Origin of the sequence: Pelagibacterium sp. (assembly GCF_048264985.1) — a bacterium.
Classification (GTDB): Bacteria; Pseudomonadota; Alphaproteobacteria; order Rhizobiales; family Devosiaceae; genus Pelagibacterium.
Genome location: NZ_JBLXCL010000012.1, coordinates 15,471 through 39,478, shown reverse-complemented (window position 1 = coordinate 39,478; position 24,008 = coordinate 15,471). Strand labels below are relative to the sequence as shown.

Genomic DNA, 24,008 nt, shown 5'->3' with positions numbered 1-24,008 from the left:
GAGGCTTTCCGCGTGTCTGCAGCAGGCGGCTCGCTAGAAACTCCTGCGAGGCGCTTGCGCTTATAAAGTCTCGTGCTGCCGGCGTTGGCCAGCCAGTAGAGCCTGTCGCGGATGTGCGGGGCACCGACGCCCGCAGACGGGAACGGGACGGCCCCGAAGGCGTACTCCATGGCTTCCAGGTCAGCTTGTACAAGGTCGAGCCAAGGGCCTGCGTCGCTGCTTGCAACCTGCTCTCCAAAGACGACTGGAGGGCGGCACTGCTCGATGAGCCAATTGAACGCTGGCCAGAGGTGGCGCTCATCAGCAAACCCAGCTCCTTTGCCTGCCGCGCTGAAAGGCTGGCATGGGCAACTCCCGGTCCATACAGGAACGTCATCTGGCCATCCGGCTCTACGAAGAGCGAGGGACCAGACTCCAACGCCTGCAAAGAAGTGGCATTGCGTGTAACCGGCGAGGTCTGCAGGGCGGACATCCTCGATACTCCTCTCGTCTACGTCGCCAGGCGCGATGTGGCCAGCGGCGATCAAATTGCGCAGCCACTGAGCCGCGTATGGGTCATGCTCGTTGTAATACGCGGCCATCTGCGCCTCGCTTGTTAATCCATCACGCCACCAACTCCACCTCATGCACTCGCTTAACCCTTGTCAGCGGCCCACCGTAAACGGCAGATCTGCGCGCTGGCCTACCGCCTGTCTTCCGTAGGGGAACTGCTCGGTGCCGCGATCCTTTGGGACCAGCTCGAGCGGGGCGGGTGGATTGCTCGGCGGTTCAGGCTCGGTCTTCTTCATACGTGCCTCCTTGATCTGCTAAGGAATCCTCGGTAGTTCGTTTCGGTTATCTTCCCGCTGGCCACTCTTGCGAATGGCCAGAAGTGAATGTTCCGTTCTCCGTTGCGCGCTATGCCGAGTCGTCTCAGTGCACGACTGGCTTTTGCGCGTCGCTAACGTCTTTGGCCAGATCATCCAGTGCTTCGCGCAGAAGATCGGCCGCGTATTCCTCTATGCTCATGCCCGCAGCCTCAGCTTGAATTTCGAGCTCTATCTGCACTTCTTCGGGGAAGTCCGAGATCCTGATTTTCGTCATGCTGTAAGCCCTGCCTCATCCAGTCGCTGAGCTCTGACTACTAGCTGCGTCCTGGGCGCGTCTGGGCGGCGTATCGGGCGCACCTGTGCGTGCTCTCCGCCTACCAATAACGCCAGCACCAGGGGAGCGATGATTCCCCGGCGCATGGCTTCAAGGCAGAGGCCGCGTGTTGTGCGCTGGTTGCCCAGCTTGAAGCGGGCGTCGTCTAGCTGCTGCTTGACGGTGTAGTGGCTGCAGTCCATCAGCCGTGCGATTTCCTTTGCCGTCTTGTCTGTTGCTGCCCAGAGAACGGCAAGCAACTGGCGCGGTGCCAGGCCTTCGCCGAGGCGTCCTTGCCAACCATCAATTTGGATGGTGTCCATGTGATTCTCCGAATCGGTCTGATAATGTTCTGGCAAACAAGGAGGTGACCATGGATGCCAAAAGTCTTGATCTTCTTCGCCAGCTGAAAGCCTCGTTAACAGCCGAGCGGCGCGACAAGGAATGGCCTGAGAAGACCTGCAGGTTCTGCAAATCAAAATTCCGTTATCACTACAGCTGGAGCCCGGCGCCGATCATGTGCAAGGGCTGCAGAATTGAGCGTAAGACGCCGTATCAGCCAGGCGAGGGCGATACGCTGTACTTGGAAACCCAAGTATTTCGCGGCGGTAGCCCTGGAGCTGGTCGCCGTAAGTAACTAGCGCTCGCATTCCAGAACGCCCTCATCAGAAGGCGCTCCAGCAATACTTGCTTCACACCGACCCGCTACTGGCGGCCATCGGTGCGCTTGTCGCTATGTCAAAGAACTCATCGCTAGTCGGTCCCCTTGCGGGGGCTAGGAGAAGGTTTCGGCCTTCCCGCCCTATCCGGCGAATCTCCGGAGTTGTGTGTTGCTGTCGTCGCTGTCGTCGCTGTGTTTCGCTTCGATGGGTGAATAATCACGCATTGTGTTTATCGTGTCAACACGCGATGTGATTATTTTAATCACAGGCAAAGAAAAGCCCGCTCAGTGGCGGGCTATGGTTTCAGTGTTCTGATCCGGTCCAGATGACGTGGACGCTTCCATCTGGCCATCGGCGCATGGTCACGTTGTCTGTCTGTTCGATCTCTTCGAGAAGGCGCTCCCAGTCCTCGGGCCGGTCGTCCGGCTGGCGGGTGAGGTTAGCTTGGCGCTCGTACTGCGCGCGCGGTGTGGTGATGAGGTGGTTGATGCGCCGCACCAGGCGGCCATAGCTGGAGGCTTGGCGTTGGTGGGTGATGGTGTGGGCCTGAGTCCGATTCATGGCTAGCTCCTTACTGCTGGATATCCGTACAGTAATAAGGGGTTAGCGAAAGTTCAATCGGAACGGGGAGGGTGAGATTAATTGTGTAAAGTTTTGGAGCGGATCGGCCAGTCGGGACCAAGCTAAGCTTCGAAGACCTCGGCAAGGTGACAGGTTTCGAACTAGGAAAACTTCTTGACCACGTATTCCTTTGCGACGGCGAGGGCTTCCTTGAAAAGATCGGCCACGGTACCCGTCGGGAGTTTATCCTCCTCCCTTGGCTCGCTGGAAAGCCTCATCAAGATGAGCATCAACGCAAGCGGGAACGCAGCTAGCAGCCAAAGCAGCATATGATCGTGCGGTTTGCCAGCAATTATTCCACCCCATACGTAGAGCACGAACGTGGCAAGGACTGCTGCTGCGAACATGAAGAGCGTCTTGAAGATCATTCCGCGCCACTGATAGCGTCGCTTCAGTTCCTCAAGCTCGCTTTTGGAGCGCTCATCGGCTAGAACGCTCGCGTTGTCGAGCGAAAAGTCGACTATCGACGTCTGAGTAGACCCAGGTTCTTCAGTCGGTACTCCATCGCTGCGCCTGATACATTCAGGGCTTGGGCTAGCGCCGTTATCGACGTCAGGTCCTTCTTTTGTATCAGCCATTGCAAGACCTCGGCTGGCATCAATAGCTCGGCGGCGAAGTTATTTGCTTCCCGCTCTTTTAGCAGCGCTGCACTTGTGTAATTCCTGGCATTGTCGCGAAAAGCGGCGCCATGCTTCAGAAACATATGGCCAAGCTCGTGTGCGACAGTAAACCGCTGGCGAACCTTCGCGTCGGACGGGTTCACTGTGATGAGCGGGCCGCTGGCGGTCAGATCGAAGCTGCCGCTCAGGTCTTTTTCACGCATTCGCGGATCAGCTACGACCGAGGCCCCAGCGCGACGGGCTAGCTTTGCCGGATCGATAGGCAGGCTTCCATCCCAATAGGCGTCAAGGGCGGCCTTGGCGTCCATAATTTCCAGGGATGACTTGTTAGCGATTTCGCTCACTGCAACCTCCTGGGGCGATGATGAATTGATCCCGAATCGACCGCGCGGTTTTTCAGGGCGGGCGAGTATAGCGACATTCCACTTTAAGTGTATAGCAACAGCTATAAGCCAAATGAGGCCAGATGTATACCTTAAAATACAGACAACGGCGCGGGTCAGTCGTCCTCATACGGCTCTCAAGCTCATTCCCCGAGCTACTTAAAGTCGCCGGGGTCTGTAGCTCTCTCGCAGTTGACGGCAGCTACTCCAGGACGGCGCTATCTATCGTTTGGCTGAGTTAGAGCCTGACCTTACTCGGCGGCACGATGGCGCCGACGAAGTGGATGTGTTCGATGTCATCGAAGGCGATGGTACGCATGTCGTAGGCCGGGTTGACGGAGAGCACGCCCACCTCGACATCGTTGGCGTAGCCCAGCAGCTTCAGCATGCTTTCCCCATCGCGCAGGCGGATCATGACGTATTCACCTGGTACCAGTCGGCCGTTTGGTTCACAGACTGCAATCCAGCCGCTGCGGATCGCGGGGGCCATGGAGTCGCCCTTTAGGCGTAGCGCATAGGCGCTGGCGTCGCGGGAGTAGGCGTCTACGGTGCCGTCAGCTTCTTCCAGGGCATACCAATAGCCCTCTGCGCCCATCTGTGCTGTCCCGACGATAGGGATAGCCCGGTACGGGCTCACGATTGGCGGGCCTTGCTCGACGTTGCTGGCGTCGTCCGCGTCGAACTGGCCGCCCTCGCCAAGTAGCAGCCACTCCTTAGGGATGCGAAGCACATCCGCCATCAGAGCAATGTCGTCCAAGGACGGCTCACGCGTGTCCTTTTCGTAGTTTCCAACGCGTGACTGGGAAGCCCATTTGCATGCCTTAGCAAGACCTGCTTGTGACATGCCTGCACGGTTTCTGTAGTGAGCGATACGAGCGCCGAGTGTCTTCATGTCGCTGATTTTAATCACGCTATGAAATATGTTGCGCTCACTCTTTGTGTTTGCTAATAACACGATATGTGTTTATCCTATGCGCATTGATCACAGGAGTAAGGCAATGAACCGAATCGCCGAGCTACGAGAGGCGGCCGGGATCACCCAGGCGGCCCTGCACCGGAAGCTCAATTGGAAGCAGTCCAGGCTGGCTAACTACGAATCTGGCGCTCGCCCGCTGAAGCTGGAAGACGCCCGATTGATCGTTAAGGCACTGAACCAGCTTGGCGTTCGCTGCACCTTGGACAAGGTTTTCCCGCCTTTCCTGAAGCAGTCGAGCGAAGCGGCATAAGAGACATCCCTGTCAGTGGTTTCCATGGTTCCCATCTTAGGACCAACGGATCGGACAGGTAAGCGAAGCGGAGAGGGTGAGGATTTATCCAGTGCCCGGAAAGCGGAAACAAAAAAGCCACCGGGCAAGGGTGGCTTCTTCAACAACACAGCTAGAGCTGGAGCCAATTATGCCGAATACACCGATTAAGTGCAATTCCTACCTGATCGTTCTTGAGGGTGACGAGCTAGTCATCTCGCAGAGCGGCCATCAATCCATTCAGAACCTGCGCATCACCTGCGATCAGCTAGAGGTGTTTTGCGCCCATCTGCAGATCGCTCGCCGTGATCGCACTCCTGTCGTGAAAGAGGAGTGCCGGTAATGCATTACTTCAAGCGCAACATCGGTGACTACCACAAGAAGGCCGGTCGCCTTTCCATGCTTGAGCACGGTGCGTACACGCTTCTGATGGATGCGTGCTACGACCGTGAACGCTTCCCTACCATGGATGAAGCTATCGACTGGTGCTGGGCTCGCAGCGATGAAGAAATAGCAGCCGTGAAGTTCGTGCTGACGAAATTCTTCACCCTGGAAGGCGAGCAATACACCCAGCAGCGTATCGCTGATGAAATCGAGTCGTTCCATGAAAAGTCTGAGAAAAACAAGCAGATAGCTCTGGATCGTGAGGCGAAGCGCAGAGCGAAGCGTGCACCAGACGAGCACGAAACGTGCACGAATGGCCACCTAACCACTAACCAAGAACCACTAACCAGTAACCAAGAAGAGCAAGAGCAAAAAGCTCTTGTGCCATCTGCCGATGACACGAGCGCCTACTCGGCTGAGTTCGAAGAGTTCTGGGCTGAGTACCCGAAGCGTGAAGGCGGCAATTCCAAGAAGGGCGCCCACAAGGCCTGGAATGCTCGGCTCCGTTCGGGCGTGAAGGCAGAAGACCTGATCCTGTCGGCCAAGCGTTACGCCGACCAGATGCAGGCCAAGGGCAACATCGGCACGTCGTTCGTGAAGCAGGCCGCGACCTTCCTGGGGCCGGATGAGCATTGGCGCGAGGCCCTGGCTTCGAACATCCACCCGCTGCGCACCACTGCCTCCGGCGGCGTCGTGAAGGGCGATTCCCGCACCTGTCCGCCGCTGACCCGCAAGGGCGATTTCGAGTACTGGAACGCCATCGAAAATCGCTGGGAAGTCCGCAACACCGAAACCCACGATCCGGCCACTGGCTACGCCTGGTCCTACCTGAAGTCTCGGGGGCAGGCATGACTCCCTCCGAGATTGCCAGCCGTCTGGCTGATCGCGTCAACGACGTGTGCCACTACCTGCTGCCGGCCGGTAAGCGTGAAGGCTCGGAATGGCGCGTCGGTAGCACCAATGGCGAGAAGGGGCAGAGCCTCGGCGTTCACCTGAAGGGCGATAAGTCCGGCGTCTGGTGCGATTTCTCGACCGGCGAGACGGGAGACCTGCTGGACCTGTGGCGTGCGACTCGTGGCTGCGACATGCGTACCGCGCTGAGCGAGGCCAAGAGCTACTTGGGCGTTCACGAGCCGAAGCTTGAATCTCCCAAGGTCAAGGAATTTGCCCGCCCGGATCGGCCGAAGTGTGGCACGCCGAAGGAAGATAGCCCGGTCATGGCCTACCTGAAGGGCCGCGGCCTGAAGGCTGAAACCATCGCCAAGTTCAAAATCGCAGAGCAGGGTCGGCTGATCGTCTTCCCCTACCTGCGTGACGGCGGCCTGGTTCACTGGAAGACCATTGGCATTGACCGCGACGAGAACGGCAAGAAGACCGGCATTCGCACATCGCCAGGCACTGAGCCGTGCCTGTTCGGCTGGCAGGCAGTTCCGGCCGACGCCCGCGAAGTCACCATCGTGGAAGGCGAGATCGACGCCATGACCGCCTGGCAGTACGGCAAGCCGGCGCTGTCGGTTCCGTTCGGCGGCGGCAGCGGCAACAAGCAGGCTTGGATCGAGCACGAGTATTCCAACCTGGAGCGCTTCGACACGATCTACCTGTGCCTGGACGCGGACGAGGAGGGCGAGAAGGCCACCGAAGAGATCATCAAGCGCCTCGGCCGCGAGCGCTGCCGCCTGGTTAGCCTTGGCTGCAAGGACTTCAACTACGCGCTAGACACACTGATGTTGACCGAAGACGACATCGACGAGTGCTACGCCAAGGCGAAGAACCTTGACCCGGACAAGCTGGCCGGCGTGCTCGACTTCGCCGATGAGGTTTGCGCCGAGTTCTTCGAGCGCAATCCGACCGTCAGCGGCATGGAAGTGCCGTGGGAGAAGGCCCGCGACGTGATCCGCTTTCGCTCCTCCGAGCTGAGCGTCTGGACCGGCTGGTCTGGCCACGGCAAGTCGCAGCTCCTGAACTACCTGGCCTATCACGGTATGCGCAAGGGCGAGAAGTTCTGCATCGCCTCCATGGAGATGCCGGCCCGCCGCACTCTCCAGCGCATGGTCCGCCAGGCTTCCGGCCTGTGCTATCCGACCCGCGGCTACATCAACGCCATCCTTGAATCGCTGGCCGGCAAGCTCTGGATTTACAACCAGGTCGGCTCGGCCAAGACGAGCGAGATGCTCGAAACCTTCCGCTACGCAGCCCGCCGCTATGGCGTGACGCATTTCATCGTGGACAGCCTGGCCAAGCTCGGCATGGCTGAGGACGACTACAACGGCCAGAAGCAGGCCATGGAAGCCCTGGTTGGCTTCGCTCACGAGATGGGCGTGCATGTGCATCTGGTCGCTCACCCGCGCAAGGCGGAAGACGAGTCGAAGGCGCCCGGAAAGCTCGACGTTCGCGGTGGCGCCATCCTCACCGACCTGGCAGACAACGTGATCACGGTCTGGCGGAACAAGAAGAAGGAAGAGGCCATGAAGCAGGGCGGTGAAGACGCTTCTGTCTTCGAGAGCCAATCCGACGTGCACATGATCATCAGCAAGCAGCGGCTCACCGGCGAGGAAGGAAAGATCCCGCTCTGGTTTGACCAAGGCTCCGCTCAATACCTTGAACGCGCAGAAAGCAAGCCGCGCCAGTGGGTGAACTACTCCGGCCAAGTCGAGCAGCGCCCTGACCTGAAGGAAACCGCATAAATGCCAGTCATCAATGAAATGGCGGAAGCCCTGGAGCAAGTCCGCACAGCCCCCGACGTAACAGACCGCGCTACTGGCCTAGAGGAGGCTGATCGGATAGGGGGCGTGCAAGTAGTGCGCGCCAGGCTGCATGTTCAGGGCGCTGAGTTCTGCATCGACTGCGACGAGGAGATTCCGGCCGCTCGCCGCAAGGCCTATCCGTCGGCGGTGTGCTGCGTTGAGTGCCAGGGGATTCGGGAGGTGCGGAAATGAAATTTCTGCTCTACGTCCTGTTTGGCTTCGATCTGTTCGCCAGCCTGGTAATCATGATTCTCGCAGCGACCGGCAAGGATGTCGGTGAGGCACAGCGCTATAACGGGCTGCGCCTGCTGATTGAGGTCGCCGCCCTGGCTGTTATCGCTGAGATCGGCAAGCGGGGTGCTGCCCGTGGCTGAGACCAAGCGCAAGCCAAAGAAAGCCCGCCCGGTCTACTTCAGCGTCCGTCGCCTGGTCGATCCGTCGACCGGTGAGGAGGTGGGCGCCCTGGTCCCGCGTCACCGCATCGATCAACGCCTGATGCGTGAGCGGAACTACCGCATCGGTGACGAACTGCGCGCCGACCTGAAGAAGCCTCGCAACGCCAAGTTTCACCGCCTGGTTCACTCGCTCGGTGGGCTTGTCGCTGACCAGATCGAAGCCTTCCAGGGCATGGGCTGCCACGACGCCATCAAGCGCCTGCAGCGAGAGACGGGCATCTGCTGCGAGGTCCAGACCATCGACCTGCCAGGCATCGGCAAGCTGGACGTATCGGTAGCCCAGTCGCTGGCCTTCGATGAGATGGAGGAGGGCGATTTCTACCGGCTGTGGCAGGGAATCTGCCGCCACATCTGCGAACGCTACTGGCCGGGCATGACTGAAGACCAGATCGGCCAGATGGTTGACCTGATGCCGGAGGCTGCATGAAAGGCAAGACGCCAACCAAGGCTCAGAGCGACTACCACGACCAGATTGCCCAGCTCGGCTGTATCGCGTGCAAGAAGGACGGTCGGTTCAACCCAGTCGTGAGCATCCACCACTGCGATGGCCGCACGAAGCCCGATGCTCATTGGCTAGTGCTTCCAATCTGCGCTGGACACCATCAGCACGGAACCGGCGCTCCCGGTCTGACCGGAATTCACCCATTCAAGGCCCGCTTCGAGCTGGCCTATGGCAAGCAGGAAACACTAATCCGCGACTGCGCCCTGCAGTTGCTTGATATGGGCCTGACGCTACCGGCGCGGGTCATGGAATTGATCGGACTGGAGCAGGCGGCATGAGCCACGAACATTACTTCATCGACGTATCTCACATCGACCGGCTCGACGTGTACCGCCTGCTTGATCTGTTCAAGGTCACCTGCCCGGTTGCTCAGCACATCGTCAAGAAGGCATTGGCGGCAGGCCAGCGCGGACACAAGGACACCCGGCGCGACTGGCAGGACATTGCCGATAGCGCCGCACGCCGGTTGCAGATGATCAGCGAGGACGAATCAACTTTCGGTCAACAGAACACCTTCGACTACCGCACCGATGCCGAGAAGGCCACAAAGGACCCTCGCACCGTTGCCGGCGTAGACGTGTCGTTCGACACAGAGAAGCACATGAACTTCGCGCCGGAAAACCAGTGCGGCAAGTGCGGCTTCCCGAGCACTGCCCCTTCCAAGGCTCATTGCAAGCACCACTACGCGGAGGCCAGCCATGCATGAACCACTCTGCGGCGAATGCTGGATTGAACTTGGCGGAATTGACTGCCGATGCTCGGGCGCTGATCGAAGCGGACAAAACGGCCTGCCTCATCCGGTGGAAGGTGCGCGACCTCAAGGGGCCGGAGAAGGATCGACAGGGGCGCGTGCTGCTGGCAGCTGTTCCGGAGAGTGCGCGGGATGCCGTTGTGCAAGCGCTGAAGGCGAGGGGGAGTAGATGAAATTGGCCGTCCCGACCGAGCATGACGAACAAAAAGCCGTCGTGAAGTGGTTCGACATGCAGTACCCGTCCCTGCGCGGTCGTTTGGCAGCTGTTCCGAATGGTGGCCAGCGCCACATAGCGGTAGCGGCAAAGCTCAAGGCTGAGGGCGTCCGCAAGGGCTTCCCCGACATGATGCTTCTCAAGCCATCGGGCGGCTACTTCGGCCTTTTCATCGAACTCAAGCGCATCAAGGGCGGCAGCGTATCGCCAGAGCAAGCCGATTGGCTCGACTGGCTCAGCCAGCAGGGCTTCTTGGCCGCAGTTTGTAAGGGGGCTGATGAGGCCCGCAAAACCATTCAGGACTATCTGGGGAGAGCCGCATAATGGCCGCACGCAAGCACGACGACGACACAATCATAGCGGCGCTGACGGGGCGCACCGTTACTGCTGCGGCCGAGATCCTGGGGCTGCATCCTCGGCGGGTGGCTGCGCATAAGTCCCGTCTGGGTCTGAAGGGCCATCTGCCGGAGATGAGCATTACGACCCGGCTGCCGGAGTTCCTGAAGATCAAAGGCACTTCCCAGCTAATGAAGCGCGGCGAGGAAGAGCCTGTTCTGTCGTGGGTAAAGACGAACACCGACGCCGAGGCACTGGCTGCGATGTTCGAGCGGTTCGCCCAATCCTATCTGGAGGAAGCGCAGCCGTTTCCGGAAATTCCAGCGCCTTCGACCGAGCTCGATGCCGACATCATTCCTTGGTTCAACATCGGTGACGCTCACCTGGGAATGCTGGCTCACTCGCACGAGGTCGGCCATAACTTCGACCTAAAGATCGGGGAGCGTGAGTTGGTCACGGCCATGATGCGCCTCATCGATCGCGCCCCGAGTTGTGAGCGCTGCGTTATCCAAGACCTCGGCGATATGACCCACTATCAGGACTTCACTGCCAAAAGTGAGTCCGGTCACGACTTTGACTACGACAGTCGTTACCCGAAGATGATCGACGTTGCCGCCCGGGTGATGCGGACCATCGTAGACAAGGCGCTCTCTAAGTTTCAGTTCGTCGACGTGATCGTTAACCAGGGCAATCACTCGCGATCCAACGATATCTGGATGCGCACGTTCCTGTCGCACGTCTACAGCGAAAACCCCCGCCTGCATGTGCTGGACAACCGAAGCGTGTTCATCCCGTACCGCATGGGCAACACCTTCGTGATGTGCCACCACTCCGACAAGTGCCGGCCGGCTCAGCTCGCGCATGTGATGGCGACCGACTTCGCGAAGGATTGGGGCGAGACGACTTATCGCTATATCGACATCGGCCACATCCACCACCGCATGACCTCAAAAGAGCACCCGGGCGTGACGGTTGAGTCATGGAACCAGCTCGCCCCGGGTGACAAGTACGCCCACGACGGCGGCTGGCGTTCCCGCGCGTGCCTGACCTGCGTGCTGCGCTCGAAGACCTACGGCGAGAAGGGCCGTATCACGATCAGCGCCGAAGAAGTGAAAGACATCATCGACAAGGCTGTGCCAGGTGCTGAAGCACTCAAGCGCCGCGCTGTGTATTCGGTCTAAGGGGAGAACGATATGACCTACCCATCAGTTGTATCAGCAGTAGTCCGGGCTCTGGCTGCGGAGACGATCAATAGCGCGGGGGGCTGTGACTTCGAGCCGAAGGTTCAGGTTGCGCGTGTGCCTGGGGAGATCAGCGGAAAGGAAGCGGCATTCCTGTCTGATTGCTGGGTGCATGGGCGTCTGCATAAGGCGTTGCCGGTCGGTCTGTGGCTGGCTCTCGTGGCCAAGTACAGCACCCACTTGGAGCGCAAGCACGACGCAATGATGGCGCTGGCTGGCTCGGTGAAGTCGCCGGCACCGGAGCGGTTCATTATTGCTGCGACCGCGACATGGGCATTCCCCAAGTTGCCAGGCATGGAAGGGAAGCGCAGCACTAGCGTTCTTCCTGCATCGTGGTACGACATGGATCGCTGGAGTGAAGAGCCAGTAGCCGAGCGCACACAGCACCGCTGGAAATCAGCCATCCGCCGCGACTTGGAAGACCAAGTGAACAAAGCTCTGGTAGAGGCGCAACACATTCTGGACATGGAAGGTTTAATTTCATGTCAGGCTGCTTGACAGAGTGGCAGACTGGCAGTAGATTATCGCTATCTTGGTCATTTCACGCGTTGAGATGGTCGAGAGCAGGTGAATGCGCAGGCTGATGCGCAAGTGTAAGACCTGATGGATTGCGGGAATCGTGGCCGGTAAAGTGAGTAAGCGCCCAGATGGCCACGGCGAGTCCAATAATAAGCGGCTGAAACCTTCGCCCCAGTGAAACTCTGGTGTCACTAAGGCCGCTAATAGTCATGCCGGAGATCAGCACCGGCCACCTGCACACAACGGGTCTGGACTGCCGGGCCGCCGTCGAGTAACTGCACCGTGAAGCGGTCGACGGGTTGAGACACGGCGAGGCGTGTGACCGAGGCAGCGTAATGGCCTCCCCGGATACGGTAACCGGAAATACAACCTCTGCATCTCTGATGCAGACCAGAGCCCAGCCTAACCGCTGGGCTTTTTTATTCCCGTCGATTTCCACGGGAATGCTTCATGCGCGAACGGTTCGACAAGGGCTCACCTACCCAGCGCACCAATTCAACACATCCGCCATGCCTCTGTCTGCGATTGGGAGTTCCCGCTCATCAAGCACAAATCGCGCGGATCTTTATTCGCACCTCATTGCAAATATCCCGCACCAATGTGCAGAAAACGCGCAATGCAGTGCAAACCTCTTCCGGCCCCATGCCTGCCTCCTCGCTCCGAGCGGATCGCACGCGCATGTGAGGCCGGACTTATTCACGAGACTCCACTATGACCGACAGCCATGAGGGCAGAACAGTGCATGAGCGAGTCGGAGCACTGGAGCAAGAGGCAGCCGTAACCCGGCACCGCCTTGATCGATTCGACCGTGACCATGCCCAGTCACCTAATCGCCTGACCAAGCTCGAGCAACAGTTCGAGCACATGACCCGCCAGCTCACCGCAATCGGGGAGAGTCAGGACGAGGTAGCCGGGAAGGTCGACACGCTGAGCACCAAGCTCACCTACGGCATCGGTGCCGGCGTGGTGCTGGTGGCAGTGTTCGACAAGCTATGGCCGTTCGTTGCCAAGGGGTTCGGCTCATGAACCTGATCCCTGAGTGGCGCAAGTGCTGGCGTCTGACCAGTGTGCAGCTCGCCATCCTGACGGCAGCGCTTAACGCCGCAGCAGTGGGATGGGTGGCGTTCGACGGACACATCAGCCCGATCGTATGGGCCAGCGTGAACATGGCACTGGGTATCGCTGCCGCTATCTCCAGGGTGATTCCTCAGCCGAAGGTGACTGGCTCGGAGTGAACGCATGCTGCTGCTGAATCTGATACTGGCTTGGCTCTATCGGCCACCGCCAAGACGAATTGAATATCCCCAGGCGGCTGATGTTGAGCCATACCGCGAGCAACCCCTGAGCCATAGGAACCGCACCCATAAGGCGGGTGTATGGACCTGTATGCCTGGGACTGGAATCTGAGGGCTGGCTGGCAAACCCGGTCAGCCCGATCTCGTGAGCGCATTCACTGAGTACGTTGACGAGGTTTCGATATGAAGCCATCACCTGGGCATTCGTATTCGTTACCAGCTTCCTATGGACTGGCTTCATTGGCTACAGCATAGCGAAGGCATTCGCATGAGACGCGCCCACGCCTACCTCCTATCCGCCTACCTAATAGCCTGCCTATGTGGCCTGCTAATCGCCGAGGCCTGGAGATGGGGGAGGAGAGAGTGGAGGAGCAGGTATGACAAACGTAAGCAGGCTGTACTCAGAAAAGCCCGTTAGTGCCGAAGTAAACGACGCGATGAACGCCTTATGCGATGAGGTAGGGGCGGCTCTCAAGAAGGCGAAGGACGCAGGCGTTCCGCAAGGGTTGGTGGTCGCGATCATGGCGGGCTGCTTTCACGAGGAGACGGCACGCATGTTGATTATTCGAGATAACAACGCAGGTTCCTAACATGGCAAAGCAACCCGATTGGGAGGCTGTCGAATCGGCCTATCGGGCTGGTTCGCTATCTGTCCGCGCTATCGGCGAGGCGCATGGGGTAACTCATGTCGCTATCGGTAAGCGCGCAGCAAAAGAAGGCTGGCAGCGAGACCTGAGCGAAAAGGTTCGGGCCGCTACCAAGGCAAAGGTTACCAAGGCGGTTACCACTGACGGTTACCAGTCAAAAGCGGTAACTGACGACGAAATAATTGAAGAGGCTTCCGATCAGCTGACGGCTGTGGTGCTAAGTCATCGCAAGGGGCTGGCTCGCTGGCAGGCAATCGCGGACAAGCTCAATGACACGTTGAACGACATGAGCGTTGCACCAGATGCAGTGGGCGAGTTCTCGCGGGCTCTTAATGCTGGCGTCGATGCTCAGCTGAAGATCATCAAAGGTCAGCGGCAAGCCTTCAACCTCGACACCGTGGAAGGCGACAAGACGGTCAGCGACCTGGCCGCACTGATGGACGAGCTATCGACTGAGGCCTGACAGATGAAACCCGAGCACCTTGCGAAGCTCCGGGACAAGCTGTTTCGACTCAATTCGCTCTACTTCATCACCGACAAGCAGGGAAAGAAGACCCGGTTCCGCATGACAGCGGAGCAGCTTGAGTACTTCGAAGGCCTGCACACTCGAAACATCATCCTGAAGGCTCGCCAGCTCGGCTTTACGACTGAGCAGTGCATCATCCAGCTCGACGCGGCGCTATTCGAGTCGGCCAAGTGCGCGCTGATCGCTCACACCCTGAACGATGCCAAGCGACTGTTTCGGGAAAAGATCAAGTTCGCCTACGACAACCTGCCGGCTGAGATCAAAGCGGCCAACCCGGCGCGCAACGATGCGGCCGGTGAGTTGGTATTCGCCAAGGGCGGCTCGCTGTACGTCAGCACGTCCTTCCGGGGCGGCACGCTGCGTTATCTGCATGTGTCTGAGTTTGGGAAGATCTGCGCCAAGTTCCCGCACAAGGCGCGCGAGATCGTCACGGGTGCATTCGAGGCGGTTGCGACTGACTGCTTCGTCACCATCGAATCGACGGCAGAGGGCAGAGCCGGCTACTTCTTCGACTACTCGCAAGCCGCTGAGAAGCAGCAGGCCGCAAAGCAGCCACTTGGCAAGCTGGACTGGAAGTTCTTCTTCTTCAGCTGGTGGAAGAACGCTGACTACTGGCTAGACCCAGCCGGAACGGTCCTGCCGCAGCGCCTGACAGATTATTTCGTCGAGCTTGAGGCAAAGCACGGCGTCAAGACGAACGACGGCCAGCGCGCATGGTACGCCGCCAAGGAGAAAACCCTCGGCGACGACATGAAGCGGGAATATCCGTCGATCCCTGCCGAGGCATTCCAGCAGAGCATCGAGGGCGCCTACTACGCCAAGCAGTTCGCCAAGCTGTACGCACAACAGCGCATCGGCGTACTGCCTGACAACAGTCACCAGCCGGTGCACACCTTCTGGGACATCGGCGTCGGCGACTCGACGGCGATCTGGTTCGTTCGGATCGTGGGCGAAGAGTTCCACGTCATTGACTACTACGAGAACAGCGGCGAAGGCCTGCGGCACTACATGAAGGTGCTGAAGGATCGCGGCTACACCTACGGCGACCACTGGGGGCCGCACGACATCGACAACCGCGAGTTCGGCAGCGACGGCAAGACCCGTCGAGAGATCGCGCAGGAAGGTTACGAGTTCGACGGGCAGCGCTACAGCATCCGCTTCCAGGTGGTGCCGAAGCTGGGCGTAGACGATGGCATTGATCACGTCCGCGAGATCCTGCCCCGCTGCGCCTTCGATGATTCGAAGTGTGAAGAGGGCATCGCCTGCCTCGAAAACTACCGCAAGGAATGGGACGACAAGCGCGGCTGCTGGAAAGACAAGCCGCTTCACGATTGGTCGTCTCACGGCTCAGACGCATTCCGCTATTTCGCGGTCGCGATGAGCAGACGTAAACGCACAGGCGGCATGCGCCGTATTGGAGGATTGGCATAATGCCAGTGCAATCGACAAACCCTGATTACGATCGGCATCTGTCCGAGTGGCAGCTGATGGATGCTGCGCTCGACGGCGAAGACGCCGTTAAGGCGGATGTCCGCAACCTTCCGAAGCCTAGCGGGATGGTGGAAGCGGAGAAGCAGGACGCCGCAGCTAATCGCTACCTATACGATAACTACACGGCTCGCGCTCAGTACGAGCACTGGGTGCGCGATAGTCTGCGTTCAATGATGGGGCTGGTATCTCGCTTGGAGCCAGAGATCACTCTGCCTTCCGGCATGAAAGGGCTTCTTGATAACGCGACGGATGATGGCTTTGGCCTGAAGCAACTGTTCTTCAGGATGGTTCGCCAGGCGATATCTCATGGCCGCGTGCCGCTGGTAGCCAACATCGACGACAACGGGTTGCCGTACTTCTCGACCTATACCGCAGTCAACGCGATCAACTGGAAGACAGCAAACCAAGGTGGACGGCAGGATTTGGTGCTGGCGGTGTTCCGCGAGTTTCGCGAGAAGCGGCAGGACGAGTTCACGCACGATTGCGAGCCTGTGTTCCGCATCTTCACGATGCGAGACGGCGTTTGCTATAGCTCGGTGCGCAACGATGGCGGCGAGATAGTAGATGCGGAGAAGCCACTAGGTACCACCGGCTCCGACGAGCGTTTGGTCAAAGGCCTGCCGTATATCCCTGTCGTTTACTGCGGCTCCACAGACAACGGGCCAGGCGTCGACGAGATTCCGCTGCTGAGCATGGCTCGCGCCGCGCTGAAGTCGTACCAGCTTAGCGCCGACTACTTCACTGCGCTCCACCAGACCAGCCACCCGCAGCCATGGGTATCTGGGCTGGAGGAAGACGCTGATCTGTCAGTCACCGGTCCGTCTGCTGCGTGGGATCTGGGCGTGAATGGCTCGTGTGGTTATCTGGAATTCCAGGGTGCCGGAATTGAAGCCGTCCGTACTGCCATGTCCGACCAGAAGAACGCAGCTCTTGAGGCTGGCGCGAAGGTCATGGATGTGACCGGCACCGAGTCAGGGGAAGCTAGAAAGCTCCGCCAGAACGACCAGCACGCCACGCTGCACAGCATCGTCATAACGGCTGCAGAGGCATTAGAACAAGGGCTGCGCTACTTGGCCGATTGGCTTGGCTTCAATGAGAAAGACGTGACGTTCACGGTCAAGCCTGACTTCGTTGCGGTGGGCGTTGATCCGCAGATGGCGACACAGCTTCTGCAGGCGGCGCTGGCCGGCGTGATCAGCCATGACACCTATTGGCACTACATTTCGACCGGCAAGGTTCCTGACCGAAACTGGATGGACGAGATGGAGCGCCTGACAGAGCAGGGGCCTAGACTGGGTAACGCAGGGGTTGAATGATGGCCAGCGCTAACGAGCGGCTTGCAGATGCGGCGGTTGGCCATGCTATCGACCTTACGCGCTACTCAAATGGCGTCGTGCGCCGGATGATTGCCTTGCTGAACCGGGCGGACACCGAGCTATTCGCGCAGCTGGTGGATGCCCTGGAGCGGTTGCCACCTCAGTCGTTCACCGTGCAGCGGCTGGATGCGCTTCTGGTGTCAGTTGAGCGGTTGAATGCCTCAGCCTATGCGGCGGTTGGGGCGGACCTAGACACCGAGCTGGTAGCGCTGGCTGGGTATGAAGCAGGCTACCAGCACAAGCTGTTGGCGAGTGTTCTGCCTCCAGCTGTAGTCGAGTCGCTGACCCTAAGTGCGGTGAGTGCTTCGCAGGTCCATGCAGCCGCGATGGCGAGGCCGTTCCAAGGCAAGCTGCTTTCTGAGGCGCTGAAGGATATCGAGGCGACTCGCGCCACCCGGATTCGCGATGCAATTCGAATGGGCTTTCTTGAGGGCGAGACGATTGATCAGATGGTCCGCCGCTTGCGAGGAACACGGGCGCTGAACTATGCCGATGGCCTGCTAGAGGTTGATCGCCGAGGCGTTGAGGCGTTGGTGCGTACGGCGGTTAACCACACCGCCAACTACTCGCGGCAAGCCTTGTTCGAGGCAAATGCGGATCTGGTGAAGGAGTGGCAGTTTCTGGCGACTCTTGACGGTAGGACGACAATCACATGCGCTTCGCTCTCAGGCAAGACGTATGCGGTAGGCGCCGGCCCTCAGCCGCCGCGGCACTGGAACTGCCGCAGCACATCCGTTCCGGTCCTTGCCTCTGCATGGGAAGCGTTGGGGCTGAGAAAGTCCGAGATTGACCCAGGCACACAGGCATCAATGGATGGCCAAGTCGCCGCTGACGTGTCGTATAGCCAATGGCTCAGAGGCAAGCCGGCCGCTTTCCAAGACGATGTCCTGGGAGCGGAGCGCGGCAAGCTGTTCCGAGACGGAAAAGTCAGCATCGACCGGTTCACCGACAACAAGGGTCGGGTCTATTCACTGGATGAGCTGCGCAAGCGAGACGCTGCCATGTTCGAGCGCGCCGGGCTATGATTGGCCTATGACAGACAAGCCCAAACTTCACGTCATCGACGGCAGTGCCGCTGATGACGACAACCGCCAGAAAGCGCGCAAGTTGACGCAGAAGCGTCCGCAAGCTGCGTGCTTGTTGCGCTGCTTTCGGTGCAGCGGTTCGGAGGTCATCGAAACGAAGGTCGGCATGGTCTTCAAAGGCGGTAAGGCGAGCGGCGGGACGAAGCAGACCCTTTGCGCGACATGCTTCATGAAGGGCGAAAGGGTAGTACTGCTGTGAGGCTTATTCATATGCTGGTTTTGAGCCTTTCCGCGTCTGGTGTTGTATTGGGCTTTGCAGCGGGATTCGCGCTTGCAATCCAAATGAACCCAGAGACTGCGGACCGCTATGTACTGAACTTGGGTAGCTTGGGCGAATGGGCATCAGCAATCGCATCAGCCGCAGCGGTCTTAACCGCTTTATGGTTGGCCTGGAAGCAGCGGCGAGATTCTGAAGAAAAAATCCTTCTCAAGCAGTATTCAACTAGGGATGGCTATTGGTTGTCTCTGGTTTCCAGCGGCGGTAGAACCGCAACGGTGCTGGAAGTGTTTTTGACTTCTAAACGCGGCGAGCAAACCATAGCGCTATCTAGACCGCCATTGGTGCAGTCTGGAGATCTTCCTCGGCAGATGCAGTACGGCGACACATACACGATCACGGCGGACGCATCCGAGTACGGACGGATCGCAACGGAGTGGGCCCAGGCTCATCCCGGCTCATCAATTCCGCTTTTGTATGTCGTAGTCGTTACATCGCTGGGCAGTTTCGAGCAGGAGATCAACCCGGATTTCTGCCAATCGTTGCGTACAGCGTTGGAAGGTAGATCCGGCTAACGCCAGCGACGAAGCCAATGCCCGCCTGATGCGGGTTCTTTTTACAAGCCTCGGCAATGCCGGGGCTTTTTTATGCCTGCAAAGCGGGCCGACAAAACCCAAGGGGTGAACCAAGTGGCAGACGAAAACACGATTGATCTTGAAAACCCATCCGTAAAGGAAGCCATCGCAGCTGCGGTGGAAGCGGCGACTTCCGGGCTCAAGAACAAAAACTCCGAGCTGCTTGGCAAGCTCAAAACGTCCACGACTGAGCTCGATAGCTTCAAAACCCAGTTTGAAGGGCTGGACATCGAGGCTGTGAAGGGTCTTTTGACCAAAGTTGGCCAGGACGAGGAAACCAAACTCATCGCCGAAGGCAAGCTTGACGAGGTGATCACCCGCCGGACTGAACGCCTGCGCAACGATCTCGACAAGCAACTGCAGGCCGAGAAGGCCCGCGCTGACAAAGCAGAGGCCTTCGCCGCGAAGTACAGCGATAAGGTCTTGGCAGATTCCATCCGCGCCGCAGCCATCAAGGCCGGCGCGCTCCCTGAGGCAGCAGAGGACATCATTCTTCGCGCCCGGGGCACTTTCAAACTCAGCGAGGACGGCGAGGCGATCGCTACCGACCGTGATGGCGAGGTCATCTACGGCAAGGACGGCAAGACGCCTCTATCCCCGCTCGAATGGGCGGAATCGCTTCGCGAGTCTGCGACACACCTCTGGCCAAGGGCTCAGGGTGCCGGACCGACCGGCGACAACGGTGGCAAGGCCACAAAGAAGTTCAACGACCTAACCGAAGCCGAACGTACCGCGCTGTATCGGAACAACCCCGATCAGTACCGAGCGCTGCGTGAGGCGGCCACCACCAAGGAATAAATCATGGCTACTACACGCCTAACAGACGCAGTAATCCCGGAAGTCTATGCAGACTACCAAGCAGAAAACACCCCTGAGCGAACCGCCTTCTTTGAATCCGGCGTAGTCGTTCGTAACGACATGCTGGACGCGAAAGCCAGCACTGGCGGCCAGGAAATTCAGGTTCCGTTCTGGCGGGATCTGGACGCTTCAGTCGAGCCGAACGCGTCGAACGACGATCCGGCTGACATGGCTTCGCCCAACAAGCTCGGCTCTGGCCTGCAGAAGGCTCGCATCAGCTACCTGAACCAGGGCTACTCGGCTGCTGATCTGGTGGTCGAGCTCTCCGGCTCCGACCCAATGCAGCGCATCCGCAACCGCTTTGGCACCTACTGGCAGCGTCAGTGGCAGCGCCGCGTCATTGCATCTGCCGTAGGCCTGCTGGCCGCGAACGAAGCGAACAACGATGGCGACATGGTCTACGACGGTGCCGCTGAGTTGTGGTCCCGCCAGTCGTTCACGTCAGCAGTGTTCACGCTGGGCGATGCGTTCGGTCAGCTGTCGGCCATCGCGGTCCATTCTCTGGCCTACAAGCAGATGATTGATGCCGATGACATCGACTTTGTGCCGGACAGCCAGGGCAACCTGACCATTCCGACGTTCATGGGGCAGCGTGTCATCGTTGATGACTCCATGCCAGCCACTAGCGCGGGCGATCCGGCAACCATCAGCACCACTGCTGTGTTGTTCGGTTCCGGCGCGTTCGGGTACGGCGAAGGCGACCCACTGGTTCCGGTGGAGATCGAGCGTCAGGCGCGCGCTGGCAACGGTGGCGGTGTGGAAACGCTGTGGGAGCGCAAGACGTGGATCCTGCACCCGTTTGGCTACCAGTTCACCGGGGCCGACATCACCAATCGCGCGAACGTGAACGGCCGCACCGGTGCTGATACTAGCGTCGACGAGTTCTCGCCACTGCTTGCCGACCTCCGCAAGGCTGCCAACTGGCAGCGCGTGGTTGATCGGAAGAACGTACCAATCGCGTTCTTGAAAATTCGCGGCGCCTAAGGGCTGGATGAGGGCTTCGGCCCTCTTTCTCATTGGAGACGATCATGAGCAAAGACGACATCAAGCCGGGCGAACAACTGACACTTGCCCAGATCAACCGCTTGCGTAAGCAGGCCCAGCTAGCTCCTCAGGGTGGCAATGGTGGCGGCGTTGCCGACGGTAGCGGCAAACCCAAGCCGGAAGCCGGTGAAACTGACCCGCACACGATGAATGTGCCCGAGCTGAAAGACTGGCTGACCGAGCAAGGTATCGAATATGAGGCCGGCGCGAAGAAAGCCGACCTGCAAGCGTTGATCCCGGAACCCAAGCCGGAAGCCGGTGAAGCCGAAACCAACGAGGACTGATACATGACCGATTTCATCACCGTCGCCGATGTAGACACCCTGCTTGGTCCTAGCTGGGCTGGCGCCGGTGATGCGGTCCTTGCCGTGACTATGGCCAATGCCTGGTTGACGGCCAAGATTAGAAAACCTGTCGCGGACCCTACTCCGGAAGCCATCAAGTTGGCGGGCGCGCAGGTGGCGAAGGAGGCTGCAGCTGGGTTGCTGTATAAGGCAGCTGAGCGCGAAGTCCTCGAAACGGAAGACAGGGTAGAGGGGGCCGTGACCCGAAAGCGCGTATTCGCCGAAGGTCAGGTTCTGCTGACGGCTGGCGAATCTTTCGCGCTAGCCCTGTTGGCGCCATGGACGCGCCGCGCCGGCGTCATGATGCTGAAGAGGGTGTGAGATGGCCTTCTACGACGAAATGGCAGGCCTTGCGCTAGAAATGCTCACAGAGTTTGGCCAGCCGGTGACCCTGCGTGACACAGTGCCGGGCGAGTACGACCCGATCACAGGCGGCACGACGCCAGGCACAGTCACCGAGCAGGTCGGTAGCTGCATCCTTCAGGAGTACGGTCTCCAAGAGTCCGGTGCCGCCAACCTAGCCGGCAGTGACATTCGGCAGAACGACAAGAAGATTCTGATTGCAGCGAAGGGGCTCACGCCTCCTACGCTCAGCACCCAAGTCATCGCAGGCGGCCATACGTGGACCGCGGTGAACATCAAAGAGATCAACCCGGCCGGCACGCCGCTGGTCTACGAAATCCAAGGGAGGCGCTGATGGCATTCGCAAATGATGTGCGGCGCTTCACGACGCTGACTGCCGAGGCACACAACAAGATCACCCGCGTGGCCACGCTCGAGCTTTTCAGTGGGGTGATCCGAATGACGCCAGTCGACACAGGGCGGGCGAGGGGTGCGTGGACGGCTTCAGTTGGCGCGCCGTCAGCCGCTGAGCCGGATCGGCTAGACAAGAGCGGAGGCGAAGCGATCGGTGAGGTGGAAACGAAAACACCCGCCGGCGCCGGCCAAGTGACCTTCTTGTCGAACAATCTCCATTACATCGAAGAACTTGAGCGAGGCAGCTCAAGCAAGGCTCCGGAGGGGATGGTTACGCGGAGCATGGATCGAGTAGAGAAGATGGTTGAGGCGGCGATTCGTAAGCATAGAGTTTGAGCTGCCCGCCCGTACGCGCGGGGATTTCTGTTGATGGCACAGGCCGCGGCGCCGAGCCGGTCAGACGGAGGCCATGTCTTAAGCGGGTCGTAAAACATGCCCAGTGTCGTTATCACCATGGTTAACAGCCCAGACATCACCTAGCGGGGCTAGGTGCCCAAGCCGCCTGCCGTCCGGGTCGAACAAGGCACCATTCGAGACGTCGAAAGGCGGCCGCCCTGGCAGAGTTGATTGCCCAGCTCCGTCTACGATGTGCCCAAGCACCTCCTGTGACTCCAGGTCCTTGAAGACGCCCCAGCGACCGATCATGTATGGCTTTGTCTGCATCATTTTTTCCTAGAGAGTTTGTAGGCTCATGAAAGTTAACCAGCGAGACATGGCTGCAATATTTATTAGCGAGCGATGCAGCGGACAATCAACAGAAGCATTCATTGCTTTAGCGGGCTCAAGCTCCCCGGTCATGTTTGTAAATCTATGGAGCCGCTCGGCTGGACCGATCGGCTACGCCGAACTTCGGTTGGTAGGCAAGGAAACTATGAGCCAGAAGCGGACTGCAGGCTTGTACGAATTATCGCGACTGCACCCGGCAGATTATCCATGCCCAGGTCCAGTAGCTTCGTTGTCAGGTGTTTTATGGCCTCGCCGGGAAGCTCTCGAACAGCTTGCAGCAGGGGACGCCTCTCTTCCTCTGGGAGATCTGAGGATTCCAGCTTCTGGGTGATTAGCTGCCGGATTGTATCCTCGTGCAGCTTCACGGTGACGACGCCCAAGATTGCACTGAGCCCGCCGTCATCGGCCAGAAAGTCGAGGCCGCGGTGGGTCACCTTGATGGCCATCGGGCGAGCGATCGCGCCGCCGAGATTTTGGCTGAACACCCCTTCAATCAGACCATGATCGTTCAGGTAGTGGATGTTTCTGACAATGTCTGCGGTTGAATCATCTAGTCCGAAGTCTTCTGGCTGAACCAACGCCGGATAGGCATCCGCTACGCGCTGGAGTATCTGGAGCTGTAGTTCGCGGTTCAGGATCACGGCCTTTCCTTGGACAGAGGGAACAAAAGCACAAAAGGACATTTCGTTGCCAGTAAGGAGCCGGTGCGTAGACTGGCTACTCGGCTTTTGGCTTGCGGGTGGTTCTGAGACGGCGCGGTTGTGGCTCGTCGAATAAGGCTGGCTCCGATGCCTTCAGCTGCTTTGTACGAGGTGTCGCAGTCATGCCTTTCACCTGCTCAAGAACGATTTCGATGTTAATCCGCAACTCTTCGAGATCTGAAATAGGTGCGCTTGATCTATGAGCTTCGCCTGATATGAGCACGCCTGAGGCCATTTTAGCGATATCGGCGTCGTCGGCGGAAAGCATGTTGGCAGGCCGAATATGGTCAACGTGAAAAGTTGATTCAAGACGGGCGATGAGTTCCGCAGTAGTGGATCTACGATTCTCAGCTGCAGCCGCTTCGAGCTTTTCTTTCAGCTCAGCGGGCATTCTGAAGTTAACTTGGGGGTCGGTTCTACTCATAAATGAATAATGCAGCACGGTGCTATTGACAGCAAGAAAGCACGGTGCTTGAATGAGCACAACAAAGCACGGTGCTATGGAGGCA

At 59.0% G+C, this 24,008-nt stretch carries 38 protein-coding genes and 1 pseudogene; 29 read left to right on the top strand and 10 right to left on the bottom strand.

Annotated features, from left to right (window positions below; all coding sequences use genetic code 11):
- Positions 1-131: 131 nt before the first annotated feature.
- The 4 genes and pseudogenes from ACN0TA_RS17605 to ACN0TA_RS17590 form a co-directional block, all read right to left on the bottom strand.
- A pseudogene (locus ACN0TA_RS17605) lies at positions 132-581 on the bottom strand (DNA cytosine methyltransferase); the annotation flags it as partial.
- Between the two features lie 63 nt (positions 582-644).
- Positions 645-788 carry a hypothetical protein gene (locus ACN0TA_RS17600; protein WP_417585385.1) on the bottom strand — a complete coding sequence of 48 codons (144 nt, stop codon included), beginning with the start codon at positions 786-788 and terminating at the stop codon, positions 645-647.
- 124 nt (positions 789-912) lie between these two features.
- Entirely contained in the window at positions 913-1,083 is a 171-nt protein-coding gene (locus ACN0TA_RS17595) for a hypothetical protein (RefSeq protein ID WP_417585383.1), read from the bottom strand.
- Positions 1,080-1,445 (bottom strand): hypothetical protein, encoded by a 366-nt coding sequence (locus tag ACN0TA_RS17590; RefSeq protein ID WP_417585381.1) that lies wholly within the window; start codon positions 1,443-1,445, stop codon positions 1,080-1,082. Before ACN0TA_RS17590 ends, ACN0TA_RS17595 begins: the two co-directional genes overlap by 4 nt.
- A 50-nt stretch (positions 1,446-1,495) precedes the next feature.
- Here ACN0TA_RS17590 and ACN0TA_RS17585 point away from each other — a divergent pair, with 50 nt between their 5' ends.
- Positions 1,496-1,759, top strand: a complete 264-nt coding sequence (locus ACN0TA_RS17585; protein WP_417585379.1) for a hypothetical protein — start codon at positions 1,496-1,498, stop codon at positions 1,757-1,759.
- A 328-nt stretch (positions 1,760-2,087) separates the two neighbouring features.
- Here the strand turns inward: ACN0TA_RS17585 and ACN0TA_RS17580 are convergent, their stop codons facing one another.
- The 4 genes from ACN0TA_RS17580 to ACN0TA_RS17565 form a co-directional block, all read right to left on the bottom strand.
- Positions 2,088-2,345 (bottom strand): DUF1654 domain-containing protein, encoded by a 258-nt coding sequence (locus tag ACN0TA_RS17580; protein ID WP_417585377.1) that lies wholly within the window; start codon positions 2,343-2,345, stop codon positions 2,088-2,090.
- A 161-nt stretch (positions 2,346-2,506) separates the two neighbouring features.
- Positions 2,507-2,773 (bottom strand): hypothetical protein, encoded by a 267-nt coding sequence (locus tag ACN0TA_RS17575; RefSeq protein ID WP_417585375.1) that lies wholly within the window; start codon positions 2,771-2,773, stop codon positions 2,507-2,509.
- Between the two features lie 92 nt (positions 2,774-2,865).
- Positions 2,866-3,369: an ImmA/IrrE family metallo-endopeptidase gene (locus ACN0TA_RS17570; protein WP_417585373.1), complete on the bottom strand. Its 504-nt coding sequence runs from the start codon at positions 3,367-3,369 to the stop codon at positions 2,866-2,868.
- Between the two features lie 277 nt (positions 3,370-3,646).
- Positions 3,647-4,300, bottom strand: a complete 654-nt coding sequence (locus ACN0TA_RS17565; protein ID WP_417585427.1) for an XRE family transcriptional regulator — start codon at positions 4,298-4,300, stop codon at positions 3,647-3,649.
- Positions 4,301-4,406: 106 nt separating this feature from the next.
- Between ACN0TA_RS17565 and ACN0TA_RS17560 the strand changes: the two genes are divergently transcribed.
- The 28 genes from ACN0TA_RS17560 to ACN0TA_RS17425 all read left to right on the top strand — a co-directional run bounded on the left by ACN0TA_RS17560 (position 4,407) and on the right by ACN0TA_RS17425 (position 22,408).
- Positions 4,407-4,634, top strand: coding sequence for a helix-turn-helix domain-containing protein (locus tag ACN0TA_RS17560; RefSeq protein WP_417585371.1), 228 nt, complete (start codon positions 4,407-4,409; stop codon positions 4,632-4,634).
- 169 nt (positions 4,635-4,803) lie between these two features.
- Entirely contained in the window at positions 4,804-4,995 is a 192-nt protein-coding gene (locus tag ACN0TA_RS17555; protein WP_019407181.1) for a hypothetical protein, read from the top strand.
- Positions 4,995-5,888, top strand: coding sequence for a YdaU family protein (locus ACN0TA_RS17550; protein WP_417585369.1), 894 nt, complete (start codon positions 4,995-4,997; stop codon positions 5,886-5,888). Before ACN0TA_RS17555 ends, ACN0TA_RS17550 begins: the two co-directional genes overlap by 1 nt.
- Positions 5,885-7,720 (top strand): toprim domain-containing protein, encoded by a 1,836-nt coding sequence (locus ACN0TA_RS17545; protein WP_417585367.1) that lies wholly within the window; start codon positions 5,885-5,887, stop codon positions 7,718-7,720. Before ACN0TA_RS17550 ends, ACN0TA_RS17545 begins: the two co-directional genes overlap by 4 nt.
- A complete protein-coding gene (locus tag ACN0TA_RS17540; RefSeq protein WP_417585365.1) occupies positions 7,721-7,972 on the top strand; it encodes a TraR/DksA C4-type zinc finger protein in 252 nt (83 codons plus the stop codon).
- The gene (locus ACN0TA_RS17535; RefSeq protein WP_417585363.1) at positions 7,969-8,154 is read left to right on the top strand and encodes a hypothetical protein; all 186 of its coding nucleotides are present in this window, start codon (positions 7,969-7,971) and stop codon (positions 8,152-8,154) included. Before ACN0TA_RS17540 ends, ACN0TA_RS17535 begins: the two co-directional genes overlap by 4 nt.
- Positions 8,147-8,662, top strand: a complete 516-nt coding sequence (locus tag ACN0TA_RS17530; protein ID WP_417585361.1) for a hypothetical protein — start codon at positions 8,147-8,149, stop codon at positions 8,660-8,662. The genes ACN0TA_RS17535 and ACN0TA_RS17530 overlap by 8 nt, the downstream gene beginning before the upstream one ends.
- Positions 8,659-9,015 carry a Ref family recombination enhancement nuclease gene (locus ACN0TA_RS17525; protein WP_417585359.1) on the top strand — a complete coding sequence of 119 codons (357 nt, stop codon included), beginning with the start codon at positions 8,659-8,661 and terminating at the stop codon, positions 9,013-9,015. Before ACN0TA_RS17530 ends, ACN0TA_RS17525 begins: the two co-directional genes overlap by 4 nt.
- Positions 9,012-9,443, top strand: coding sequence for a hypothetical protein (locus ACN0TA_RS17520; protein WP_417585357.1), 432 nt, complete (start codon positions 9,012-9,014; stop codon positions 9,441-9,443). Before ACN0TA_RS17525 ends, ACN0TA_RS17520 begins: the two co-directional genes overlap by 4 nt.
- Positions 9,440-9,661 carry a hypothetical protein gene (locus ACN0TA_RS17515; protein ID WP_417585355.1) on the top strand — a complete coding sequence of 74 codons (222 nt, stop codon included), beginning with the start codon at positions 9,440-9,442 and terminating at the stop codon, positions 9,659-9,661. The genes ACN0TA_RS17520 and ACN0TA_RS17515 overlap by 4 nt, the downstream gene beginning before the upstream one ends.
- On the top strand, positions 9,658-10,026 hold the full coding sequence (locus tag ACN0TA_RS17510; RefSeq protein ID WP_417585353.1) for a VRR-NUC domain-containing protein: 369 nt from the start codon (positions 9,658-9,660) through the stop codon (positions 10,024-10,026). Before ACN0TA_RS17515 ends, ACN0TA_RS17510 begins: the two co-directional genes overlap by 4 nt.
- Complete coding sequence (locus ACN0TA_RS17505; RefSeq protein WP_417585351.1) at positions 10,026-11,219, top strand: hypothetical protein; 1,194 nt, start codon at positions 10,026-10,028, stop codon at positions 11,217-11,219. Before ACN0TA_RS17510 ends, ACN0TA_RS17505 begins: the two co-directional genes overlap by 1 nt.
- 12 nt (positions 11,220-11,231) lie before the next feature.
- On the top strand, positions 11,232-11,777 hold the full coding sequence (locus ACN0TA_RS17500; protein ID WP_417585349.1) for a hypothetical protein: 546 nt from the start codon (positions 11,232-11,234) through the stop codon (positions 11,775-11,777).
- Between the two features lie 759 nt (positions 11,778-12,536).
- Complete coding sequence (locus ACN0TA_RS17495) at positions 12,537-12,824, top strand: hypothetical protein (protein ID WP_417585347.1); 288 nt, start codon at positions 12,537-12,539, stop codon at positions 12,822-12,824.
- Positions 12,821-13,033 carry a hypothetical protein gene (locus ACN0TA_RS17490; RefSeq protein WP_417585345.1) on the top strand — a complete coding sequence of 71 codons (213 nt, stop codon included), beginning with the start codon at positions 12,821-12,823 and terminating at the stop codon, positions 13,031-13,033. Before ACN0TA_RS17495 ends, ACN0TA_RS17490 begins: the two co-directional genes overlap by 4 nt.
- 437 nt (positions 13,034-13,470) lie before the next feature.
- Entirely contained in the window at positions 13,471-13,683 is a 213-nt protein-coding gene (locus ACN0TA_RS17485; RefSeq protein ID WP_417585343.1) for a hypothetical protein, read from the top strand.
- A gap of 1 nt (position 13,684) precedes the next feature.
- Positions 13,685-14,203, top strand: a complete 519-nt coding sequence (locus ACN0TA_RS17480) for a hypothetical protein (protein ID WP_417585341.1) — start codon at positions 13,685-13,687, stop codon at positions 14,201-14,203.
- Positions 14,204-14,206: 3 nt separating this feature from the next.
- A complete protein-coding gene (locus tag ACN0TA_RS17475) occupies positions 14,207-15,697 on the top strand; it encodes a terminase (RefSeq protein WP_417585339.1) in 1,491 nt (496 codons plus the stop codon).
- The gene (locus ACN0TA_RS17470; RefSeq protein WP_417585337.1) at positions 15,697-17,073 is read left to right on the top strand and encodes a DUF4055 domain-containing protein; all 1,377 of its coding nucleotides are present in this window, start codon (positions 15,697-15,699) and stop codon (positions 17,071-17,073) included. The genes ACN0TA_RS17475 and ACN0TA_RS17470 overlap by 1 nt, the downstream gene beginning before the upstream one ends.
- Complete coding sequence (locus ACN0TA_RS17465) at positions 17,073-18,158, top strand: minor capsid protein (RefSeq protein WP_417585335.1); 1,086 nt, start codon at positions 17,073-17,075, stop codon at positions 18,156-18,158. The genes ACN0TA_RS17470 and ACN0TA_RS17465 overlap by 1 nt, the downstream gene beginning before the upstream one ends.
- 7 nt (positions 18,159-18,165) lie before the next feature.
- A complete protein-coding gene (locus ACN0TA_RS17460; protein WP_417585333.1) occupies positions 18,166-18,417 on the top strand; it encodes a hypothetical protein in 252 nt (83 codons plus the stop codon).
- The gene (locus ACN0TA_RS17455) at positions 18,372-19,010 is read left to right on the top strand and encodes a hypothetical protein (RefSeq protein WP_417585331.1); all 639 of its coding nucleotides are present in this window, start codon (positions 18,372-18,374) and stop codon (positions 19,008-19,010) included. Before ACN0TA_RS17460 ends, ACN0TA_RS17455 begins: the two co-directional genes overlap by 46 nt.
- A 114-nt stretch (positions 19,011-19,124) precedes the next feature.
- The gene (locus ACN0TA_RS17450) at positions 19,125-19,868 is read left to right on the top strand and encodes a hypothetical protein (protein ID WP_417585329.1); all 744 of its coding nucleotides are present in this window, start codon (positions 19,125-19,127) and stop codon (positions 19,866-19,868) included.
- Positions 19,869-19,871: 3 nt separating this feature from the next.
- Positions 19,872-20,912: a hypothetical protein gene (locus ACN0TA_RS17445; protein ID WP_417585327.1), complete on the top strand. Its 1,041-nt coding sequence runs from the start codon at positions 19,872-19,874 to the stop codon at positions 20,910-20,912.
- A gap of 44 nt (positions 20,913-20,956) precedes the next feature.
- Positions 20,957-21,256: a HeH/LEM domain-containing protein gene (locus ACN0TA_RS17440; RefSeq protein ID WP_417585325.1), complete on the top strand. Its 300-nt coding sequence runs from the start codon at positions 20,957-20,959 to the stop codon at positions 21,254-21,256.
- Positions 21,257-21,259: 3 nt separating this feature from the next.
- Complete coding sequence (locus ACN0TA_RS17435; RefSeq protein WP_417585323.1) at positions 21,260-21,637, top strand: hypothetical protein; 378 nt, start codon at positions 21,260-21,262, stop codon at positions 21,635-21,637.
- A 1-nt stretch (position 21,638) separates the two neighbouring features.
- Positions 21,639-22,013 (top strand): hypothetical protein, encoded by a 375-nt coding sequence (locus ACN0TA_RS17430; protein WP_417585321.1) that lies wholly within the window; start codon positions 21,639-21,641, stop codon positions 22,011-22,013.
- Positions 22,013-22,408, top strand: coding sequence for a hypothetical protein (locus tag ACN0TA_RS17425; RefSeq protein WP_417585319.1), 396 nt, complete (start codon positions 22,013-22,015; stop codon positions 22,406-22,408). The genes ACN0TA_RS17430 and ACN0TA_RS17425 overlap by 1 nt, the downstream gene beginning before the upstream one ends.
- Before the next feature lie 533 nt (positions 22,409-22,941).
- On the opposite strand, the gene ACN0TA_RS17420 is transcribed toward ACN0TA_RS17425, so the two are convergent.
- Both ACN0TA_RS17420 and ACN0TA_RS17415 read right to left on the bottom strand, forming a co-directional pair.
- A complete protein-coding gene (locus tag ACN0TA_RS17420) occupies positions 22,942-23,439 on the bottom strand; it encodes a hypothetical protein (protein ID WP_417585317.1) in 498 nt (165 codons plus the stop codon).
- Positions 23,440-23,515: 76 nt separating this feature from the next.
- Positions 23,516-23,923, bottom strand: coding sequence for an Arc family DNA-binding protein (locus tag ACN0TA_RS17415; RefSeq protein WP_417585315.1), 408 nt, complete (start codon positions 23,921-23,923; stop codon positions 23,516-23,518).
- Positions 23,924-24,008 lie beyond the last annotated feature (85 nt).